Source organism: Vicinamibacteria bacterium, from assembly GCA_035570235.1.
GTDB lineage: Bacteria > Acidobacteriota > Vicinamibacteria > Fen-336 > Fen-336 > DATMML01.
Map to the genome: position 1 here is coordinate 1 of DATMML010000036.1, position 17,224 is coordinate 17,224.

Below are 17,224 nucleotides of genomic sequence, written 5' to 3' on the forward strand. Positions count from 1 at the left end.
GCGCAGCTGGGGGTTCCAGAGCAGGACGCCGACCCTGGTTTCCGCAGAGGCGGCGGGCAAGACGCCAAAGAACAAAAGAGCCGCCCCGACCAAGCCAAGCCTCTTGTTGCCGGGTCTCTTCATCGTGGTTCTCCTCTGGCCGCGCCCAGTAGCCAACCTGAGGCGGACGGGCACCCCCAAGAAACACCTATGCCGCCAGGGGACAGAACTCGCCCTTGGAAGAGGGAGCCTGCGGTTAACTCCAGCACTGCCAACTCCAACGATGATACTCCACTCTCCGGGGGATCAGGGAGAGGAGGAGCCGTATTTAGGGGTTTCCCCTACCCCAATTCCAGGGCCCCCCTGTGGCCAGGGCGGTCAGCCGGGCCTTAGCTTTGGGGCGAGGAATCAGGGTCATGGCCCAGGAAACCGTGCTCAGAACGCCGGTCGTCTTCGAGTCCCACGGACGCGGATACCAGCTGTGGTCGGACGCGGTCTTCACGCGGCTGGTCTTCGCCATAGAAGGGGTCACGGGGGTCCAGCAGGCGGCCCGCAGCGGGTGTTGGGAGGTCTCGGTCGACCCTCGATACGACAGTCGCCAAATCGAGGCCGCGGTGTACGCTCTGGTGCAGTTCGCGCGGTCGAGCCCGGGCGTGGCCAAGTGGCTCCACTGAGGCAGACCGGCATCTGCCCCCCCATCCGGTGAGGGTCCGGGCTATCGGCCCTCCCCCCCCTGGGCCATCGCGACGGGTTCGGCCAAGCCGGGCATCCCCCGCATGAGCGCAGCGTAGAGGACAAAGGCCACGACGAAGCCCACGAACCAGGCGTAATCGTAAAGCGGCCTGAGGGCAGGGATGATCAGCCCTCCCCAGGCCAAGGCGCAGCCGGAAAGGGTCGCCGCCACCGCCCTCCAGTTCCACCCCCCCAGGTAGCGGTATTGGCCTTGGGGAAGGTAGAGGTCCTCCAGGCGGAGCTGCCGGCGCCGGATCAGCCAATAGTCGGCGATGAGGACGCCCGCAATCGAACCCAAGCCTCCCGAATAGCCGAGGAGCCAGGTGAAGATGTAGCCCGACGCATCGGCCAGCAGCTTCCACGGCTGCATCAGGATCCCGAGGACACCCGTGATCAGGCCCCCCGTCTTGAAGGCGATGAGGCGCGGGAAGGCATTAGCGAAGTCATTGGCGGGAGAAACCACGTTGGCGGCAATGTTCACGGCCAAGGTAGCGACCACCGCCGTGAACATCGAGACCGCCACCACCAGCGGGGTCTTGAAGCGGGCCACGAGCTGGATGGGGTCCCAGATGGCTTGGCCATAGATGATCACGGTGGCGCTGGTGATGAGCACGCCCATGGCCGCGAATACGAACATCGTGGTGGGCAGGGCCACCACCTGGCCCACGATCTGATCGCGCTGGCTGCGCCCGAAGCGCGTGAAGTCGGGCATGTTCAAGGAGAGGGTGGCCCAGTAGCCGATCATGGCGGTCAGGGAGGGGATGAAGACGGGAAGGAAGTCGGCCAGGGTGTGGAGCCGGCCCGGCTGCTCCAAGAGGGGGCCGAGGCCGTGAGCCTCCCTTACCGCCCACACCAGCAGGACTCCCGTCATCACGAGCACGAAAGGAGCGGCCCAGTTCTCCACCTTCCGCAGGAGGTCCATCCCGCGATAGATGATGAACACGTTCGTCCCCCAGAAAAGGAGGAAGGAGAGCCACTCGCTCGTGGTGTGACCGCCGAAGCCGGGGCCGAGGAGCGTGGGCCAGGAAGGGATCAGGCTCGTGAGGAAGGTATAGAGGGCCTCCCCCCCGATCCAGGACTGAATGCCGAACCAGCCGCAGGCCACCAGGGCCCGCATGAGGGCGGGGAGGTTGGAGCCGATCGTCCCGTAGGCGGCCCGAGCGAAGACCGGAAACGGAATTCCGTACTTCGTGCCGGGATGGGAGTTGAGCAGGATGGGGATGAGAACGATGGTGTTGCCGAGCAGGATCGTTATGAGCGCTTGCCACCAGTTCATGCCCGCGGTCATGAGCCCCGAAGCGAGCATATAGGTGGGGATGCAGTGGGCCATGCTGATCCACAGCGCCGCGTAGTTGTAGGTCGTCCAGTTGCGGAGGGAGGCGGGAAGGGGAGCCAGGTCGTGGTTGTAGAGGGGGCTGGCCTGGATGAGCGCGGTGTCGCTGAGCTCGACCCGGCCGTCGGCATGATACGTTTCCCGGGAGGGAAGCATGAATCGCGGGATGCTATCGGACGGCGTGGGATGGTGTCAACGGCGAATCCGCGCCAAGAGTGTTGGCGCCGCACTGTCGACCGCGCGGCGTACCCCGTTCACGGAGGTCCTAAGGAAGCCGACGAGCGCACGCCAGAGCCGGCCCCGCCCGGCACGCCGTCGGGGCCAATCCTGGGTCGAGAGTGGTAGATTAGTGGCCGTGGTGAGCACACGCTTGGGCTCCACTGTCTCTCTTGAGCCGGATCCCGTGATCGAGGCCTTCAAGAAGGACATCGACAGAACCCTTCTCCGGCAAAACCTGACGCGGACGGTGGAGGAACGGCTGCGCAACCTTATCGAGCTGCAACGCTTCGCTCGCGAGCTCGTGCGGGCGGGGCGTAAGGCCAGAGATGACCGACGTTGAACGCCTGCTACGCGCGTTGGCCCAGGGCAGCGTCGAATTCATCCTCGTTGGCGGCGTCGCCGCCACCGCCCACGGCTCCGCCCGCCTGACCCAAGACGTTGACGTCGTTTACTCTCGGTCAAGCGACAACTTGGCGCGGCTTGCTTCCTCCCTCGCCCCCCATTCCCCCTATCCGCGGGGTGCTCCTCCCGGCCTGCCCTTCCGGTGGGATGAGGCAACCCTCCGCCGGGGGCTCAATTTCACCCTCACCACGGCAATCGGCGACCTTGATCTCTTCGGACAGCTGATCGGGGGCGGGTCCTACGAGGATCTGTTGACCGAAACCATCTCCATCCGAGTGTTCGCGGTTGAGTGCCGGTGCCTCGGGTTAGAGGGGCTGATCCGCGTGAAGCGGGCGGCCGGGCGGCCGAAGGATCTTGAAGCGATCGCAGAGCTCGAGGCGCTGCGGGAAGAGCGGGACCGAGGGGAGAAGTGAGGGAAAGATCACCCCACCAGCGGTCGTCCCGGCTGCCGCTTCACGAACTGCCCGCGTCCAGGCCGGCCCTTGAGCTGCCCGTGATCCACCAGAACCTCGCCTCTTGAGAGCACGACGGCCGGGCCGCCCTTGACCATCCGTCCCTCATAGGGGTTGTAGTCCACCCTCATGTGGTGGGTCTGGGCGGACAGGGTGGTCTCCTTCTCGGGGTCGAAGAGGACGAGATCGCCGTCCGAGCCGACGGCGATCGTTCCCTTCCGGGGCCAGAGGCCGAACATTTTGGCGGGGTTTGTGGACACGATCTCCACGAAGCGGTGCATATCGATCTTGCCCGTCCGGACCCCGCCGTCCCACACGAGCAGGAGCCGCGTCTCGATGCCGGGGGCGCCGTTCGGGATCTTTGAGAAGTCTTCCTTCCCGAGCTGCTTCTGGGGCGGCTCGTTCATGCAGAACGGACAATGGTCGGTGGAGACAACCTGAAGGTCGTTCTTGGCCAAGCCCTTCCAAAGCGCGTCCTGGTTCCATTTCTCGCGCAGGGGAGGCGACATCACGTACTTGGCCCCCTCGAAGCCCGGTCGCTCGTAGTCGTCGTAGGAGAGAAACAGGTACTGGGGGCAGGTCTCGGCATAGGCGGGCAAGCCCATATCGCGTGCCTGCTTCACCTTCTCCAGCGCGTCCGAGCAAGAGAGGTGGACTATGTAGATGGGGACGTCGGCCATCTCCGCGAGGGCGATGGCCCGCCCCGTCGCCTCCCCCTCGGCCCGAGTCGGCCGCGTGAGGGCGTGGTACTTCGGAGCGGTCTGGCCCTTGCGCAACGCCTCCTTGACCAGGGTATCGATGACGCCACCGTTCTCGGCGTGCATGCAGATGAGGCCGCCGTTGTCGCGGGTCTTCAGGAGGGCCTTGAAGATGGTGGCGTCGTCCACCATGAAGACGCCCGGGTAGGCCATGAAGAGCTTGAAGGACGTGATTCCCTCGTGGCGGATCAGCTTGTCCATATCTCCGGAAACCACGTCCGTCAGCTCGCGCACGATTATGTGAAAAGCGTAGTCGATGACGGACTTTCCCTCCGCCTTCTTCATCCATCGCTCGAAGGCGGGGTAGAGCCCCTCCCCGAAGTCCTGGATGGCGAAGTCGATGAGGGTGGTGGTGCCGCCGTGGGCGGCGGCGATAGTGCCGGTCTCGAAATCGTCGGCGGAATTCGTGCCCCCGAAGGGCATGTCCAGGTGGGTGTGGACATCGATGCCTCCGGGCATGACCAGCTTGCCGGAGGCGTCGATCACGCTGTCGGCGGGAAGGTTCAGCCCCTGCCCGATGAGGGTGATCACGCCCCGGTCGATGTAGAGGTCCGCCTGGTAGCGGTCCGATGCCGTGATGACGGTGCCGTTCTTCACCAGAGTCGTGGCCATGGGAGCCTCTGCTTCCCCCTCCCGGCGGGCGGGAAGGAGCGGGGATGGCGGCCGGCAGCGCGAGATGGGGCATGCTACCCAACGTCTCTGCGACGTGTCAACGCAGCCGCGGTTGCGTTGACACCCTCGGAAGCCGGGGATAGAGTCGCATCACCCACCACGCGGGAGTGCCTTCTCGTGAAGAACATCGCGGCAAAGCTTGACGATGCCGTCTACGAGCGTAACTTTGCGGACATAAACCCCGGGCTCAGCGCAGCCGCGGCCCTGGCCGAGGCGGCGCGCTGCCTCTTCTGCTATGACGCTCCCTGCATCAAGGCTTGCCCCACCGCCATCGACATCCCGTCCTTCATCAAGAAGATCGCGAGCGGCAACCTCAAGGGCTCAGCCCGCACGATCTTCGAAGCCAACATCCTCGGCCACTCGTGCGCCCGGGTCTGCCCGGTGGAGGTGCTTTGCGAGGGGGCCTGTGTGCTCAACCAGGAGCACAAGCGTCCGGTCATGATTGGGTCCCTTCAGCGCCTGGCCACGGACTTCGTGCTGGACCGCGGGATTCGGGTCCTGGAGGCGGGGTCTCCCAACTCACGCCGGGTGGCCCTCATCGGAGCCGGGCCCGCGAGCTTCGGCTGTGCGGCCGAGCTGGCCCGCCTGGGCTACGCCTGCCGCATCTACGAGAAGCGCAAGATCCCCGGCGGCCTGAACACCCACGGCATTGCCGCCTACAAGATGCGGGCGGCGGAGGCTTTGCGGGAGGTGGAGCTGTTGCGGTCGCTGGGAGTCGAGGTCGTGGGTGAGGTCGAGGTGGGGAAGGATCTCAGCATCTCCGAACTTCGTGCAAAGGCCGACTCGCTCTTCCTGGGCATCGGGCTGGGCACGACGGAGGCCCTCGGCATCCCCGGCGAGACCCTACCGGGGGTGGTGGATGCTCTCGGTTTCATCGATCGTGTGAAAAACGAGCCTTTCCGCCAGATCGACGTAGGCCGGACGGTCGTGGTTTTCGGCGCCGGCAACACCTCGGTGGATGCCGCTACCCAGGCCAAGCGACTGGGGGCGGAGAACGTTCTTGTGGTCTACCGCCGGGGGCCGGAGGATATCCCCGCCTACGACTACGAGTACGAACTGGCCAAGTCGGACGGTGCGACCTACGTCTTCTACGCGCTGCCCGTGCGCTTCCTGGGCGACGGGGCCCTGACCGCGGTCGAGTGCGTAAGGACGGAGATTGTTGAGGACGCCCGGGGACGCCCCGCCGTGCGGCCCATCCCCGGCTCTGAGTTCCACATCCCCTGCGACATGGCCATCACCGCGGTGGGGCAGAAGAAGGCGGTGGAGTGGCTGACCGGGATGTTCCCCGGCCTCGCCCTGGAAGGCGGGAGGGTGCAGGTGGATGCCAGCGGCCGTACGAACCTGAGCGGACTCTACGCGGGCGGCGACTGCGTCAACGGGGGCAAGGAGGTCGTGAACGCGGTCGCAGAGGGCAAGGCGGCGGCAGGTGCCATCGATCAGGACCTGGGTCGGCCGCGAGGGTAGGGAGGCGTCATGGCGGACCTGACCACCGACTGCGGGGGCATCCGGAGCCCCAACCCCTTCTGGGTGGCCTCGGGCCCGCCCGCCAACACCGCTTACCAGGTCATGCGGGCCTTCGACGCCGGGTGGGGGGGGGCCGTCTGGAAGACCATTGGCGAGCCCATCATCAACACCACCTCGCGGTACGGAAGCGTCGACCTCGCCAACGTCCGCATGATGGGCTTCAACAACATCGAGCTGATCTCGGACCGGCCCGTCGAGGACAATCTACGCGAGATCGCAGAGGTCAAGAAGCGCTACCCCAAGAACGCGGTGGTGGCGTCCCTGATGGTGGAGTCCAAGCGAGAGGCTTGGCACGAGATCGTCCGGCGGGCGGAAGGAGCGGGAGCCGACGGCCTCGAACTCAACTTCGGCTGCCCCCATGGCATGAGCGAGCGGGGGATGGGCTCCGCGGTGGGCCAGGTGCCCGAATACACGAGGCTCATCGTCTCCTGGGTCAAGGAGGTGGCGCGCACGCCCGTGCTCGTGAAGCTCACCCCCAACATCTCGGACGTCACCTACATCGGCGTGGCCGCCCGGGAGGGGGGGGCGGACGGGGTCTCCCTCATCAATACCATCAACAGCATCATGGGCATCGACCTCGACACCCTGGCCCCCCGCCCGATCGTGGACGGCAAGTCGTCCCACGGCGGCTACTGCGGCCCCGCGGTCAAGCCGATAGCCCTCAACATGGTGTCGGCGGTGGCCCGGCACCCAGAGATCGGAATCCCCATCTCAGGGATCGGGGGCGTGGCTTCTTGGAGCGACGCCGCGGAATTCCTGCTCCTGGGGGCGAGCTCCATCCAGGTCTGCACGGCCATCATGCACTATGGGTTCCGTATCGTGGAGGACATGGTGGACGGCCTCTCGAACTGGATGGACGAGCGGGGGTTCAGGACCCTGGCCGAGGTTCGCGGGAAGAGCCTGCCCCGCGTGACGGAATGGGGAGAGTTGAACCTCAACTTCAAGGTCATCGCCGAGATCCACCGGGAGAAGTGCATCGGCTGCCACCTCTGCTACGTGGCTTGCGAGGACGGAGCCCACCAGTCCATCCGGATGGTCGCGGGGGGGAAAGTGCCCGAGATCATCGAGGAGAAATGCGTGGGCTGCAACCTCTGTATGCTGGTCTGCCCCATCCCCGGCTGCATCACCATGAAGGAGATCCCCCACGGGCGACCCGCCACGTCCTGGCGGCAGTACCAGGAAGCCTTGGGCAAGGGGATCGTCTGCGAGCCGCCGGGCGAGCGGCCCCCCCACTGAGAGACTCCGAAGATACCAGCATGTCGTCCAGGCCCGGCGTGGGAGTAAACGCGCTTCGGCGGGAGGGACCGGAGAAGCTCTGCGGCCGCGCCCGGTACATCGACGACCACAACTTCCCAGGCTGCTTGCACGGCGTCACCCTCCGGTCCTCCATACCCCACGGTCGCATCCAGCACATCTCTTTCGATCCCCGCTTCCCCTGGGAGGAATGCGTGATCGCCACCGCCCGCGACGTCCCCGGCGGCAACCACGTGGCCCTCATCGAGGAAGACCAGCCCCTCTTGGCGGAGGGGAGGGTCCGCCACGTGATGGAGCCCATCCTCCTCGTGGCCCATCGTTTCCGGCCTCGGGCCTACGAGGCCCTCCGCCACATCCACGTGGAGTACGAGGAGCTGCCGCCCGTGCTCACCGTGGGGGACGCTCTCCGGGCCGAGACCGTGCTCCATCCCCCCGACAACGTTTTCAAGAGCTTTCTCATCGAGAAGGGGGACGTGACGGCCGGCCTGGCCGGGGCCGATTTGGTGGTGGCGGGCGAGTATCGGGTCCCCCACCAGGAGCAGGCCTACATCGAAAACAACGGGATGGCCGCCTACGTGGAGGAGGACGGCACGGTGGTGGTCCTGGGCTCGCTGCAGTGCCCCTATTACGTGCACAAGGCCCTGAAGCACATCTTCGACCTTCCGGACGACAAGGTCCGGGTCGTCCAAACCACCACCGGGGGCGGGTTCGGCGGCAAGGAGGAGTATCCGTCGATGATCGCCGGCCACGCCGCCCTCCTGGCCTTGAAGGCGAGGCGACCGGTCAAGATGATCTACGACCGCGGGGAAGACATGGCCGCCACCACCAAGCGTCATCCCGCCTGGATCAAGCACCGCACGGGGGTGATGCGCGACGGGACGCTCGTGGCCCAGGACATCGAGGTGGTGATGGATGGCGGGGCTTACGTGACCCTGTCCCCGGTTGTCCTGTCCCGGGGGACCCTGCACGCCGGCGGCCCCTACGCGTGCCCGAATGTGCGCATCCGCTCGCGGGTGGTGGCCACCACCACCCCCCCCAACGGGGCCTTCCGCGGCTTCGGAGCCCCCCAGGTCCTGTTCGCGGCCGAGCTGCAGATGGAGAAGGTCGCGGAGAAGCTGGGTCTCGACCCCGTCGTCCTCCGCCGGCGCAACGTCTTCCGCGAGGGGTCGGTGACGGCTACCGGGCAGGTGCTGGAGGAGAGCGTGGGGGCGTCCACCGCGCTCGAGCGCTGCGCCCGGAAGAGCGGCTACGTCCGGAGGCGGGCCGCGCACGTACGCTGGAACCGCGCCCGCCGCCCCACCTGGCGCGGAATCGGCCTCGCCCTCTGCCATCACGGGGCGGGGTTCACGGGCAGCGGCGAGGCGTACCTGAACAGCAAGGCCGCGGTCTCTCTCTCGCGGGGGGGCGAGGTTTGGGTGCTCGCCGCCTCCACCGAGATCGGACAGGGGACGGGCACCATGCTCGCGCAGATCGTGGCCGACACGCTGCGGATCCCCTGCGAGTGGGTGGAGGTCGAGACTCCCGACACCGGCAAGGTCCCGAACAGCGGCCCTACCGTGGCCAGCCGCACGTGCATGATCGTGGGCGGGCTCTTGGAGCGCGCAGCGCGGCAGCTGCGGGAGGAGGTCATCAAGAGGTGCGGGTCTTTCCCCCGCACGCGCGCCGGGCTCCGCCGGGCGGGCCGCCTCCTTTGTGGAAAGGGCCCTCCGCGGCGGTTCGAGGCGGAATACCAGAACCCCCCGGAAATCCGCTGGGACGAGGCCGCCTACCGGGGCGACGCCTATGGCGTCTACAGCTACGGCGCGGTGGCTGTGGACCTGGAGGTGGACCGGCTCACCTTCGAGGTGCGCGTGAGAGAGGTCACCGCCGTCTCCGACATCGGGAAGGCCATCAACCCCCGGCTCGCAGAGGGCCAGATCATGGGCGGCACCGCCCAGGCCCTCGGCTACGCCCTCCTCGAGAACGTGGTCTACGAGAACGGCTTCATGACCAACAGCCAACTCACCAACTACATCATTCCCACCGCCTTGGACACGCCCCCCTTGAAGGTGGAGATCGTGGAGAAGCCTTACTCTCGTGGCCCCTCGGGGGCCAAGGGCGTGGGCGAGCTACCCATGGACGTCCCCGCCCCGGCCGTCGCGGCGGCCATCCGCCAGGCCACCGGCCATTGGATCGACGTTCTTCCCATCTTGCCCGAGAGGATCCTCGAGGCCCACCTTCATGGTCCGGTTCCGCGTCAACGGTAAGGGACGGTCCTTCGCGGGCCCTCCCTTTACGCGGCTGATCGACGTCCTGCGGGAGGACTTCGGTTTGACCGGAACCAAGGAGGGCTGCGGGGAGGGGGAGTGCGGGGCCTGCACCGTACTCCTGGACGGGCGGCCCACGAATAGCTGCTTGATTCCGGTGGCCCAGGTGGCGGGGCACCGGGTCGAGACGGTCGAGTCATTGGGAAGACGGGGACGGCTGAGCCCGCTCCAGCAGTCGTTCCTCACCGAGGGCGGGACCCAGTGCGGCATCTGCACTCCGGGCATGCTGATGACGGCCTGGTCCTGGATCCGGGCCGGGGGCGGCGCCGACGAGGCGGCCATCCGCAACCTCCTGGCCGGGAACCTCTGCCGCTGCACGGGCTATCAGCACATCGTCAACGCCGTGGTCCAGGCCGTGAAGGCGCGGAGGCGGAGCGGGCGGAGCCGATGAGGGGCGACCCCCGCTCCATGGAGCTGCTCCAGCCACGCTCGGCGGAGGCGGCGGTGAGGATGAAAGCCGAACACCCCCGCGCGGTGCCTCTCGCCGGAGGCACCGATCTCATGGTGGCCTGGAACGCCGGCCACCTCAACCACCGAACCGTCCTCGATCTGTCGGGTCTCTACGAGTGGAAGAGGATCCGGGAGCTCCCCGGACGTCTGTGGATCGGTGCCCTGGCCACCCACGCCACCATCGGTGAACACCCCGTCGCGAGGTGGAGGCTACCCCTCCTGGTCCAGGCCTGCGCGGTGATCGGCGGGGTCGCGATCCAAAACCGCGGCACCCTGGGCGGCAACCTCGCCAACGCCTCCCCGGCGGGCGACACCTTCCCCCCCCTCGCCGTCTACGATGCGGTCGTGCGGGTGGTGTCGAGGGATGGCCGGCGAACCCTGCCCATAAGCGAGTTCTTCGCGGGGGTCAAGAAGACGCGCCTGGGGCCGGGGGAGCTGATCGAAGCCGTCGAGGTTCCGTTCCTCGAGCGGCGCCCCACCCGCCATCTCTTTCGCAAGGTGGGGACCCGGGCCGCCCAGGCCCTATCCAAGACGGTCGCGGCCGGACTCCTTTGGCGGGGACGGGACCACCGCGTGCGCGAGCTGCGATTCGCCCTGGGCAGCATGGCCCCTACCGTTTGCCGCCTGGCCCAGGTGGAGGCCTTCATCGCCGGCCGGAGGATGACCCCCGAGACGGTGGAGGAGGCCTGCGCGCTCCTGGAACGGGACGTCGCGCCCATCGACGACTTCCGCTCCACGGCGGAGTACCGCCTCCACACGTCCCGGAACCTGTTGCGATCTTTCCTGGAGGAGAAACAGTGATCGGGACCTCGCTCCCCCCGGGGGCCGCGCCGTCGATCCGGGCCCGTCAGGCCCGGCGGCGGTAGGGGGGCGACGCGCAATTGGGCGCCTCCTCCCTGCTCCGACGCCTGCAGCGGCTGATTGGCGAGTACGGCCCGGGGCGGGCGCGGCCCAAGCTTGGGCTGCTGACCGCCCTCGAGAGGCTTGCCCTCCCGCGGGCCCGCGAGGTCTGGCGTCTCCACGAGACCCTTTGCTTCCTGCGGGCCTACCCGGACGACGTGGCCGTCCTGGCCCGAGTGGAGCGGATGCTGGCCCGCTTCGAGAGGCGCCCTGACCTCCGCCGCCACCGCCGCGCCCTTGCCGACACGGGCATCGCGGGCACGTTCATCCGCTATCGGTTCTTCGCGCCCACCGCGAGCTGGCTGGTGCGCCTTTGGGGGGACCGGATCACGATCGACTGGCCGGGGTTCCGGCACCAGGACCGTCTGGAGGCGTTCCTGTCCCTGCTCGCCCTCTATGCTGAGACTCCTGGGTTGGACGAGATTGCTTTCACGGCCCGGGAGTGGATCGAGCGAATGAAGGGGCAGAGGGAGACGGACGCCGCTTTCCTGATTCGGCGCTTCGACGCCTTGCCGGTGGGCCCCTTCGTGCGCGAGAGACTCTACGACGACCTTGATCCGCCGCTTGTCCTGGCTCCCGGCCCCGACACGCCGGCCCGGGGCAGGGAGAAATACCGCCGGGCCCGGTTGACGTTCCAGACCCGGCCCCTCTCCCGGGCGCGTCCGTCCTTGGAGGAGGAGGTCCGGCGGCCGCCCGTGGCCATCCGGCCCCTGTCCCCGCGCGCGGGCCAGGAGCTCATCGACCTGGCCCGGGCCGCCATGGTCACGCGCAGCCGGGACCTGGATGTGTTCTCCTATGCCGACCGGAACGACGTCTGCCTCGTGGACTGCGGCCAGGGCCTCCAATTTGCCGGGTTCGGAGCCATACCCGAGCGGAGGCTGCTCCTGGAGGCGGTCTACGGCTTCCTCACCCTGAAGAATGGAGTGCCTATCGGCTATGTGCTGGCGAGCGCTCTCTATGGCTCCGCGGAGGTGGCCTACAACGTCTTCGACACCTATCGCGGTCAGGAGGCGAGCCTCGTCTACGGGCGTGTGCTGGCCATGTTGGGGCGCCTCTTCGGTGCGGACTCGTTCACGATCGTCCCCTTCCAGCTCGGGCACGAGAACGATGAGGCGCTGCGCTCGGGAGCCTGGTGGTTTTATCAGAAGCTTGGCTTTCGGCCGCGGCACGGGGCCACCCTGCGCCTCATGCGTCAGGAACTACGACGCATGGGGAGGGATCCCGCGCACCGCTCGCCCCGGACCACCCTGGAGAAGTTGTCCACGGAGAACGTGTACCTGGCGGTCGGTCCGATACGGCGGGACGTCCTCGGTCTGCTCCCCCTGGCCGACGTAGGCCTCCGGATCACCCGCTACTTGGCGCGACGCTTCGGCTCCGACCGCGAAGAGGCAGCGCGGGTGTGTGCCGAGGAGGCGGCGGAACGCCTCGGCGTTCGCTCGCGGGCCAGTTTTTCGGCGGGAGAGCGTCTGGCCTGGGAGCGGTGGGGTCCGCTGCTGGCCGTCATGCCCGGCCTCGAGGCCTGGCGTCCGGCCGAGAAGCGGGCGCTCGTGGAGGTGGTGCGGGCGAAGGGCGGGCGGCGTGAGAGCGAGTTCGTCGCTCGCTTCGACCGGCACCGCCGATTGCGGCGGGCGGTGCGGGCTCTTGCCGAGGGCCGAGAGCGGGCCTGAGGAGGTTGTGCACCGTCCCGCCCAGCTACCCCCTCCCCGGGATCTTCTGTAATCTGTGCCCCCGGGATCCGATTTGGGGGACCCCGCGAAGGCGGAGATGAGGAGGTGGGACATGTGGAGGAAGGTGTTGGTGGGCGTGGGCATCGTGGTGGCGGTCGCGGCGTTGGCCGCGATGGCGTTCTCGCAGGCGCAAGAGGATCCTCTGGATCCCCTTCGCGCCGCCGGCGACACGCACAAGCTGGCGCTCGAGAACAAGTTCGTGCGGGTTCTGGACGTCCACATCCCGCCCGGAAAGGTGGAGCCACGGCACCGACATCCCCACGGGATGACCGTCTACTTCACGGATTGGGACGCGAGAGTGACGCCCGACGGCGGCCCCAGTGAAGTCCACCATCGCAAGGCGGGAACCTACCAGTGGAGTGAGGCCGTCACTCACGCCGTCGAGAACGTGGGGCAAGTGGAAGGCCATGTCCTGCGGATCGAGTTGAAGTTCTAGCCGGGAGAGACTACGACCATCGAGGGCCGGTTCTTACCAGGGGTCCCGAAGGGCGCGAGCTCCTGCACCACCGGAAGGTCCAGGCCGGGGTGAATAGCGAGGGAGCACTGTCGCACCCTCCAGAGCTCCTCTGGGGCTAGGCGTCCTCCCGGAGGGCCGGCGCGTCCTTGCGGCGTTTGTCCGGACGGGGACCTAGTGACCGCGCTCGTCCGGCTAGACCGTGGCCGCTCCCGCCAGGGCCTGGTCCAGGATGTCGGCGGCCTGGTCGGCGTCGGCCGCGCTCACGTTGAGGGCGGGGGAGATGCGGAGGACGTTGCCGTAGAGCCCGCCCTTGCCGATGATGAGCCCGCGGTCCTTGGCCGCCTCCATCACCGCCGCCGTGGCCTGGGCGGCCGGCTCCTTGCTCTTCCGGTCCTTGACCAGTTCCACTCCCTGCATCAGGCCCATGCCCCGCACCTCGCCCACCAACGCGTGCTTTTCCTGGAGCTTCTCCAGGCGCGACCGGAGGTGGGCCCCGACCGCGGTTGCGTTGTCCAGGAGGCGATCGCTGGCGATGGCGTCCACCACCGCCTTAGCCGCGACCATGGTCACGGGGTTACCCCCGAACGTGGCGATGGTCAAGCCCTTGAAGGAGTCCGCTACCTCCGCCCGGGCCACGGTGGCCCCGATGGGGTGACCGTTGGCCAGACTCTTGGCGGCCACAATGATGTCCGGCTTCACGCCGTATTGCTCGATCCCGAACCACTTGCCGCCCGTCCGCCCCCACCCGGTCTGGACCTCGTCCGCAATGTAGAGGCCCTCGTGCTTGCGCACGATCTCCGCCACGATACCCGGGTACTCCTTGGGAGGGGTGATGAAGCCACCCACCCCCAGGATGGGCTCCGCGATGAAGGCGGCGGGGCGCCCCGAGGTCGTGGTGCGGATGACGTCGGCCACATCCTCCGCACAGGCAACCCCGCACTCCGGGTAGCTGAGCTTGAGCGGGCAGCGATAGCAGTAGGGGGCGACCGCGTGGCGGATGGAGGGGTCGTGGACGCCCCCCAACCGCCAGCCGGCGTGGGCGGTGAGGGACATCGAGAGCATCGACCGCCCGTGGTAGCCGTGGCGCAGGCCGATGATCTCGGTGCGCTGGGTGTGGACACGGGCGGTCAGAATAGCGGTCTCGATGGCCTCCGTCCCGCTGTTGGTGAAGAAGACCTTGGCCGGCTTGTGTCCGGGGAAGAGATCGACCAGGGTCTCCGCCAGCTCCACGATGGGCACGGTGGGAAAGAGGGTGGAGACGTGCTGCAGAGTCCGGATCTGTTTTTCGATCGCGGCCACCACCCGGGGCTCGCAGTGGCCCAGGCTCACGGTGACGATCCCCCCGAAGAAGTCCAGGTACTTCTTTCCCTCCGCGTCCCAGAGCCACTTCCCCTCCCCCCTTACGAAGGGAAGCGGTTCCTTGTAGTAGGTGCCGAGGCCGTAGAGGAGCTTTCGGTATTTCTCAATGATCTCTTTGCTGTCCATTTGTCGCTCCCTAGGCTATCGAGGGGCCGGGGCCGGAACTCGCCGCGCCCCTCCGCTCGTTCAGAGAGAGTCACGTCCGTCCTCGCGGCCTCGGCAGTGGTTCGCGGAGACCTGCTCCTAGTAAAGGCTGCCCTTGCGCGCCTGCCCCGTGTAGTCCACGTAGACGGTCTTGACCTCGGTGAAGAACTCGAGGGCCGTCGTCCCCTGCTCCCGTGGTCCCACGCCCGTGGCCTTCATGCCCCCGAAGGGAAGCTGGGCCTCCCCACCGGGGGTGCCGCTGTTGACGTGCACGATACCGGCCTCGATTCCGTCCACGAAGCGGAAGATCCGGCCCGCATCCTGGGTGAAGATGGCGGCGGAGAGCCCGTAGCGCACGGCGTTGGCCGCCTCGAGGGCTTCCTCGAAGGAACGGACGCGCATCACGCTTATCACGGGGCCGAAGATCTCCTCCTGGGCAACGCGCATGGTGGCCTTCACATGATCGAAAACGGCGGGCTCCAGGAAATATCCATGCTCGTGGGCACCGCTGGAGAGGCGGCGGCCCCCGCAGACCAGGGTCGCGCCCTCCCCCCTTCCCACATCGATGTAGCGGAGGTCGGTGTCCAATTGAGCCTGGTCCACAGCCGGGCCCATGTCGATGCCTTCGTGGGCCCCGTTGCCGATGCGGACCTTGCCCGCCCGTGCGGCAAGGCGCTCCACGAAAGCATCCGCGATCTTCTCCTCCACGATCACGCGCGAGGTGGCGGTGCATCGCTGGCCGGTGGAGGCGAATGCCCCTTGGGCGGTTGACTCCACGGCCAGGTCAAGGTCGGCGTCCTCCAGGACCACCACCGGGTTCTTCCCACCCATCTCGCACTGGACGCGAATCATGCGTTTGGCCCCGCGGGCGTAGATCTCGGCCCCCACCTCGTTGCTCCCCGTGAACGAGACCGCGCGTACATCCTCGTGGTCCAGGAGCGCGTTACCCACCGTGCCTCCCGAGCCCAAGACCATGTTCAGGACACCCGGGGGGACGCCCGCACGCTCGAAAATCGAGACTACCGCGCCCGCGGTGTCAGGGGTCAGGCTGGCCGGTTTGAAGACGACAGTATTGCCGGCCACGAGGGCGGGCGCGATCTTCCAGCAGGGGATTGCGACCGGAAAGTTCCAGGGCGTGATGCAGGCCACCACCCCCAGGGGTTGGCGAACGGTGTAGCAGAAGTTCTTGGGCAGCTCCGAAGGGAGGGTGTGGCCACCCGGGCGGCGTCCCTCGGCGGCGATGAACTCCAGTATGTTGATCGTGCGCTGGATCTCCCCCAGCGATTCCTTGACCGTCTTACCCTCCTCGCGGGTGAGCCGGCGCGCCAGGTCCTCCTTCTCCTTCTCCATGAGGGCCCAAGCCCGGTAAAGGATGCCGCCGCGGACAGGGGCGGGGGTGTCCCGCCAGGCCGGGAAGGCGGCGCGAGCCGCGGCCACCGCGCCCCGCGCCTCCTCCGCGGTGGACATGGGCAGGAGCCCCAAGACGTCACGGGTGTCGGCGGGGTTCCGGTTGAGGGTGGTCTTGCCGGAGGCGGACTCCACCCACTGCCCGCCGATGAAGTTGCGGTAGGGCCGGACCGCGACGGCATTGGCGGCGGCGCTCACGGAGCCACCAGCGGCCCGTAGGCGTCCGGCCGCCGGTCGCGGAAGAACTGCCACACCGCGCGCACCTCGTCGATCATGTCCAGATTCAAGTCTGCCACCACCACCGCGTCCTTGTCCCGCGGCCCCTGGGCCAGGATCTTCCCCCGGGGATCGCAGAAATAGCTCTTGCCGTAGAACTCCCCCATCTTCCAGGGGGCCTCGAGACCCACGCGGTTGATGGCCCCCACGAAGTAACCGTTGGCCACGGCGTGGGCGGGCTGCTCCAGCTCCCACAGATACTCCGAGAGACCGGCCACCGTGGCCGACGGGTTGAGGACAATCTCCGCCCCGTTCAAGCCCAGCGCGCGCGCCCCCTCCGGAAAGTGGCGGTCGTAGCAGATGTAGACGCCGACCTTGGCGTAGGCGGTCTCGAAGACCGGGTAGCCCAGGTTGCCTGGTCGGAAGTAAAACTTTTCCCAGAACCCGGGCTTGCAGTGGGGGATGTGGGTCTTGCGATACTTGCCCAGGTACTTTCCATCTGCATCGATCACGGCCGCGGTGTTGTAGTAAATACCCGCCGCCTCCTCCTCGTAGACGGGCACGACCAACACCATGCGATGCTTGCGGGCCACTTTTCGCATGAGGGCCACGGTGGGCCCTTCGGGCACCCGCTCCGTCAGGTCGTACCAACGGGTCTCCTGCTCCGCACAGAAGTAGGGGCCGTAGAAGAGCTCCTGGAGGCAGAGGATCTTGACCTTCTGGCGGACGGCCTGGTCAATGAGCTTCAGGTGCTTCTCGACCATGGCCTTCTTGATGGCCGGCAGGCCGGCCTCGGGACCTTTCACGTTCCTGGCCTGGATGAGGCCGCAACGGACGATCCGGGGCATGGGAATCTCCTTATCCTCTGGGCGGGCGACAGTATGCCACGGGTGGTGGGACTTCTCCCAGCGGGGAGCGCCGCTTTTGGGTCTA

At 67.4% G+C, this 17,224-nt stretch carries 15 protein-coding genes; 10 read left to right on the top strand and 5 right to left on the bottom strand.

The window, feature by feature from the left end; translation table 11 throughout:
• Positions 1-395: 395 nt before the first annotated feature.
• A complete protein-coding gene (locus VN461_05280; GenBank protein HXB54173.1) occupies positions 396-653 on the top strand; it encodes a hypothetical protein in 258 nt (85 codons plus the stop codon).
• A 41-nt stretch (positions 654-694) separates the two neighbouring features.
• Here the strand turns inward: VN461_05280 and VN461_05285 are convergent, their stop codons facing one another.
• Positions 695-2,200 carry an NCS1 family nucleobase:cation symporter-1 gene (locus VN461_05285; protein ID HXB54174.1) on the bottom strand — a complete coding sequence of 502 codons (1,506 nt, stop codon included), beginning with the start codon at positions 2,198-2,200 and terminating at the stop codon, positions 695-697.
• 214 nt (positions 2,201-2,414) lie between these two features.
• On the opposite strand from VN461_05285, the gene VN461_05290 reads away from it, so the two are divergent.
• Both VN461_05290 and VN461_05295 read left to right on the top strand, forming a co-directional pair.
• Positions 2,415-2,603 carry a hypothetical protein gene (locus tag VN461_05290; protein ID HXB54175.1) on the top strand — a complete coding sequence of 63 codons (189 nt, stop codon included), beginning with the start codon at positions 2,415-2,417 and terminating at the stop codon, positions 2,601-2,603.
• Positions 2,590-3,078: a hypothetical protein gene (locus tag VN461_05295; GenBank protein HXB54176.1), complete on the top strand. Its 489-nt coding sequence runs from the start codon at positions 2,590-2,592 to the stop codon at positions 3,076-3,078. The genes VN461_05290 and VN461_05295 overlap by 14 nt, the downstream gene beginning before the upstream one ends.
• Before the next feature lie 8 nt (positions 3,079-3,086).
• Here VN461_05295 and hydA read toward each other — a convergent pair whose 3' ends face one another.
• On the bottom strand, positions 3,087-4,487 hold the full coding sequence (gene hydA, locus VN461_05300; GenBank protein ID HXB54177.1) for a dihydropyrimidinase: 1,401 nt from the start codon (positions 4,485-4,487) through the stop codon (positions 3,087-3,089).
• Between the two features lie 177 nt (positions 4,488-4,664).
• On the opposite strand from hydA, the gene VN461_05305 reads away from it, so the two are divergent.
• From VN461_05305 to VN461_05335, 7 genes are all read left to right on the top strand, one after another.
• A complete protein-coding gene (locus VN461_05305) occupies positions 4,665-6,011 on the top strand; it encodes an NAD(P)-dependent oxidoreductase (GenBank protein ID HXB54178.1) in 1,347 nt (448 codons plus the stop codon).
• Positions 6,012-6,020: 9 nt separating this feature from the next.
• The gene (gene preA, locus VN461_05310) at positions 6,021-7,307 is read left to right on the top strand and encodes an NAD-dependent dihydropyrimidine dehydrogenase subunit PreA (GenBank protein ID HXB54179.1); all 1,287 of its coding nucleotides are present in this window, start codon (positions 6,021-6,023) and stop codon (positions 7,305-7,307) included.
• A gap of 20 nt (positions 7,308-7,327) precedes the next feature.
• On the top strand, positions 7,328-9,571 hold the full coding sequence (locus tag VN461_05315) for a xanthine dehydrogenase family protein molybdopterin-binding subunit (GenBank protein ID HXB54180.1): 2,244 nt from the start codon (positions 7,328-7,330) through the stop codon (positions 9,569-9,571).
• Positions 9,546-10,022 carry a (2Fe-2S)-binding protein gene (locus VN461_05320; GenBank protein ID HXB54181.1) on the top strand — a complete coding sequence of 159 codons (477 nt, stop codon included), beginning with the start codon at positions 9,546-9,548 and terminating at the stop codon, positions 10,020-10,022. The genes VN461_05315 and VN461_05320 overlap by 26 nt, the downstream gene beginning before the upstream one ends.
• Positions 10,019-10,882 (top strand): xanthine dehydrogenase family protein subunit M, encoded by an 864-nt coding sequence (locus tag VN461_05325; GenBank protein ID HXB54182.1) that lies wholly within the window; start codon positions 10,019-10,021, stop codon positions 10,880-10,882. Before VN461_05320 ends, VN461_05325 begins: the two co-directional genes overlap by 4 nt.
• An 80-nt stretch (positions 10,883-10,962) precedes the next feature.
• Positions 10,963-12,648, top strand: a complete 1,686-nt coding sequence (locus VN461_05330; protein ID HXB54183.1) for a hypothetical protein — start codon at positions 10,963-10,965, stop codon at positions 12,646-12,648.
• Between the two features lie 112 nt (positions 12,649-12,760).
• On the top strand, positions 12,761-13,144 hold the full coding sequence (locus tag VN461_05335; GenBank protein ID HXB54184.1) for a hypothetical protein: 384 nt from the start codon (positions 12,761-12,763) through the stop codon (positions 13,142-13,144).
• Positions 13,145-13,357: 213 nt separating this feature from the next.
• Here the strand turns inward: VN461_05335 and VN461_05340 are convergent, their stop codons facing one another.
• From VN461_05340 to VN461_05350, 3 genes are all read right to left on the bottom strand, one after another.
• Entirely contained in the window at positions 13,358-14,650 is a 1,293-nt protein-coding gene (locus VN461_05340) for an aspartate aminotransferase family protein (GenBank protein ID HXB54185.1), read from the bottom strand.
• Positions 14,651-14,767: 117 nt separating this feature from the next.
• Positions 14,768-16,273 carry an aldehyde dehydrogenase family protein gene (locus VN461_05345; protein ID HXB54186.1) on the bottom strand — a complete coding sequence of 502 codons (1,506 nt, stop codon included), beginning with the start codon at positions 16,271-16,273 and terminating at the stop codon, positions 14,768-14,770.
• Positions 16,270-17,139, bottom strand: coding sequence for a nitrilase-related carbon-nitrogen hydrolase (locus VN461_05350; protein HXB54187.1), 870 nt, complete (start codon positions 17,137-17,139; stop codon positions 16,270-16,272). The genes VN461_05345 and VN461_05350 overlap by 4 nt, the downstream gene beginning before the upstream one ends.
• Positions 17,140-17,224 lie beyond the last annotated feature (85 nt).

Excerpts from the sequence above, each read along its gene's own strand:
- VN461_05280 (HXB54173.1), top strand. The coding sequence starts at position 396 with ATGGCCCAGGAAACCGTGCTCAGAACGCCGGTCGTCTTCGAGTCCCAC.
- hydA (HXB54177.1), bottom strand. The coding sequence starts at position 4,487 with ATGGCCACGACTCTGGTGAAGAACGGCACCGTCATCACGGCATCGGAC.
- VN461_05340 (HXB54185.1), bottom strand. The coding sequence starts at position 14,650 with ATGGACAGCAAAGAGATCATTGAGAAATACCGAAAGCTCCTCTACGGC.
- preA (HXB54179.1), top strand. The coding sequence starts at position 6,021 with ATGGCGGACCTGACCACCGACTGCGGGGGCATCCGGAGCCCCAACCCC.
- VN461_05285 (HXB54174.1), bottom strand. The coding sequence starts at position 2,200 with ATGCTTCCCTCCCGGGAAACGTATCATGCCGACGGCCGGGTCGAGCTC.
- VN461_05320 (HXB54181.1), top strand. The coding sequence starts at position 9,546 with ATGGTCCGGTTCCGCGTCAACGGTAAGGGACGGTCCTTCGCGGGCCCT.
- VN461_05325 (HXB54182.1), top strand. The coding sequence starts at position 10,019 with ATGAGGGGCGACCCCCGCTCCATGGAGCTGCTCCAGCCACGCTCGGCG.
- VN461_05315 (HXB54180.1), top strand. The coding sequence starts at position 7,328 with ATGTCGTCCAGGCCCGGCGTGGGAGTAAACGCGCTTCGGCGGGAGGGA.
- VN461_05350 (HXB54187.1), bottom strand. The coding sequence starts at position 17,139 with ATGCCCCGGATCGTCCGTTGCGGCCTCATCCAGGCCAGGAACGTGAAA.
- VN461_05335 (HXB54184.1), top strand. The coding sequence starts at position 12,761 with ATGTGGAGGAAGGTGTTGGTGGGCGTGGGCATCGTGGTGGCGGTCGCG.
- VN461_05295 (HXB54176.1), top strand. The coding sequence starts at position 2,590 with ATGACCGACGTTGAACGCCTGCTACGCGCGTTGGCCCAGGGCAGCGTC.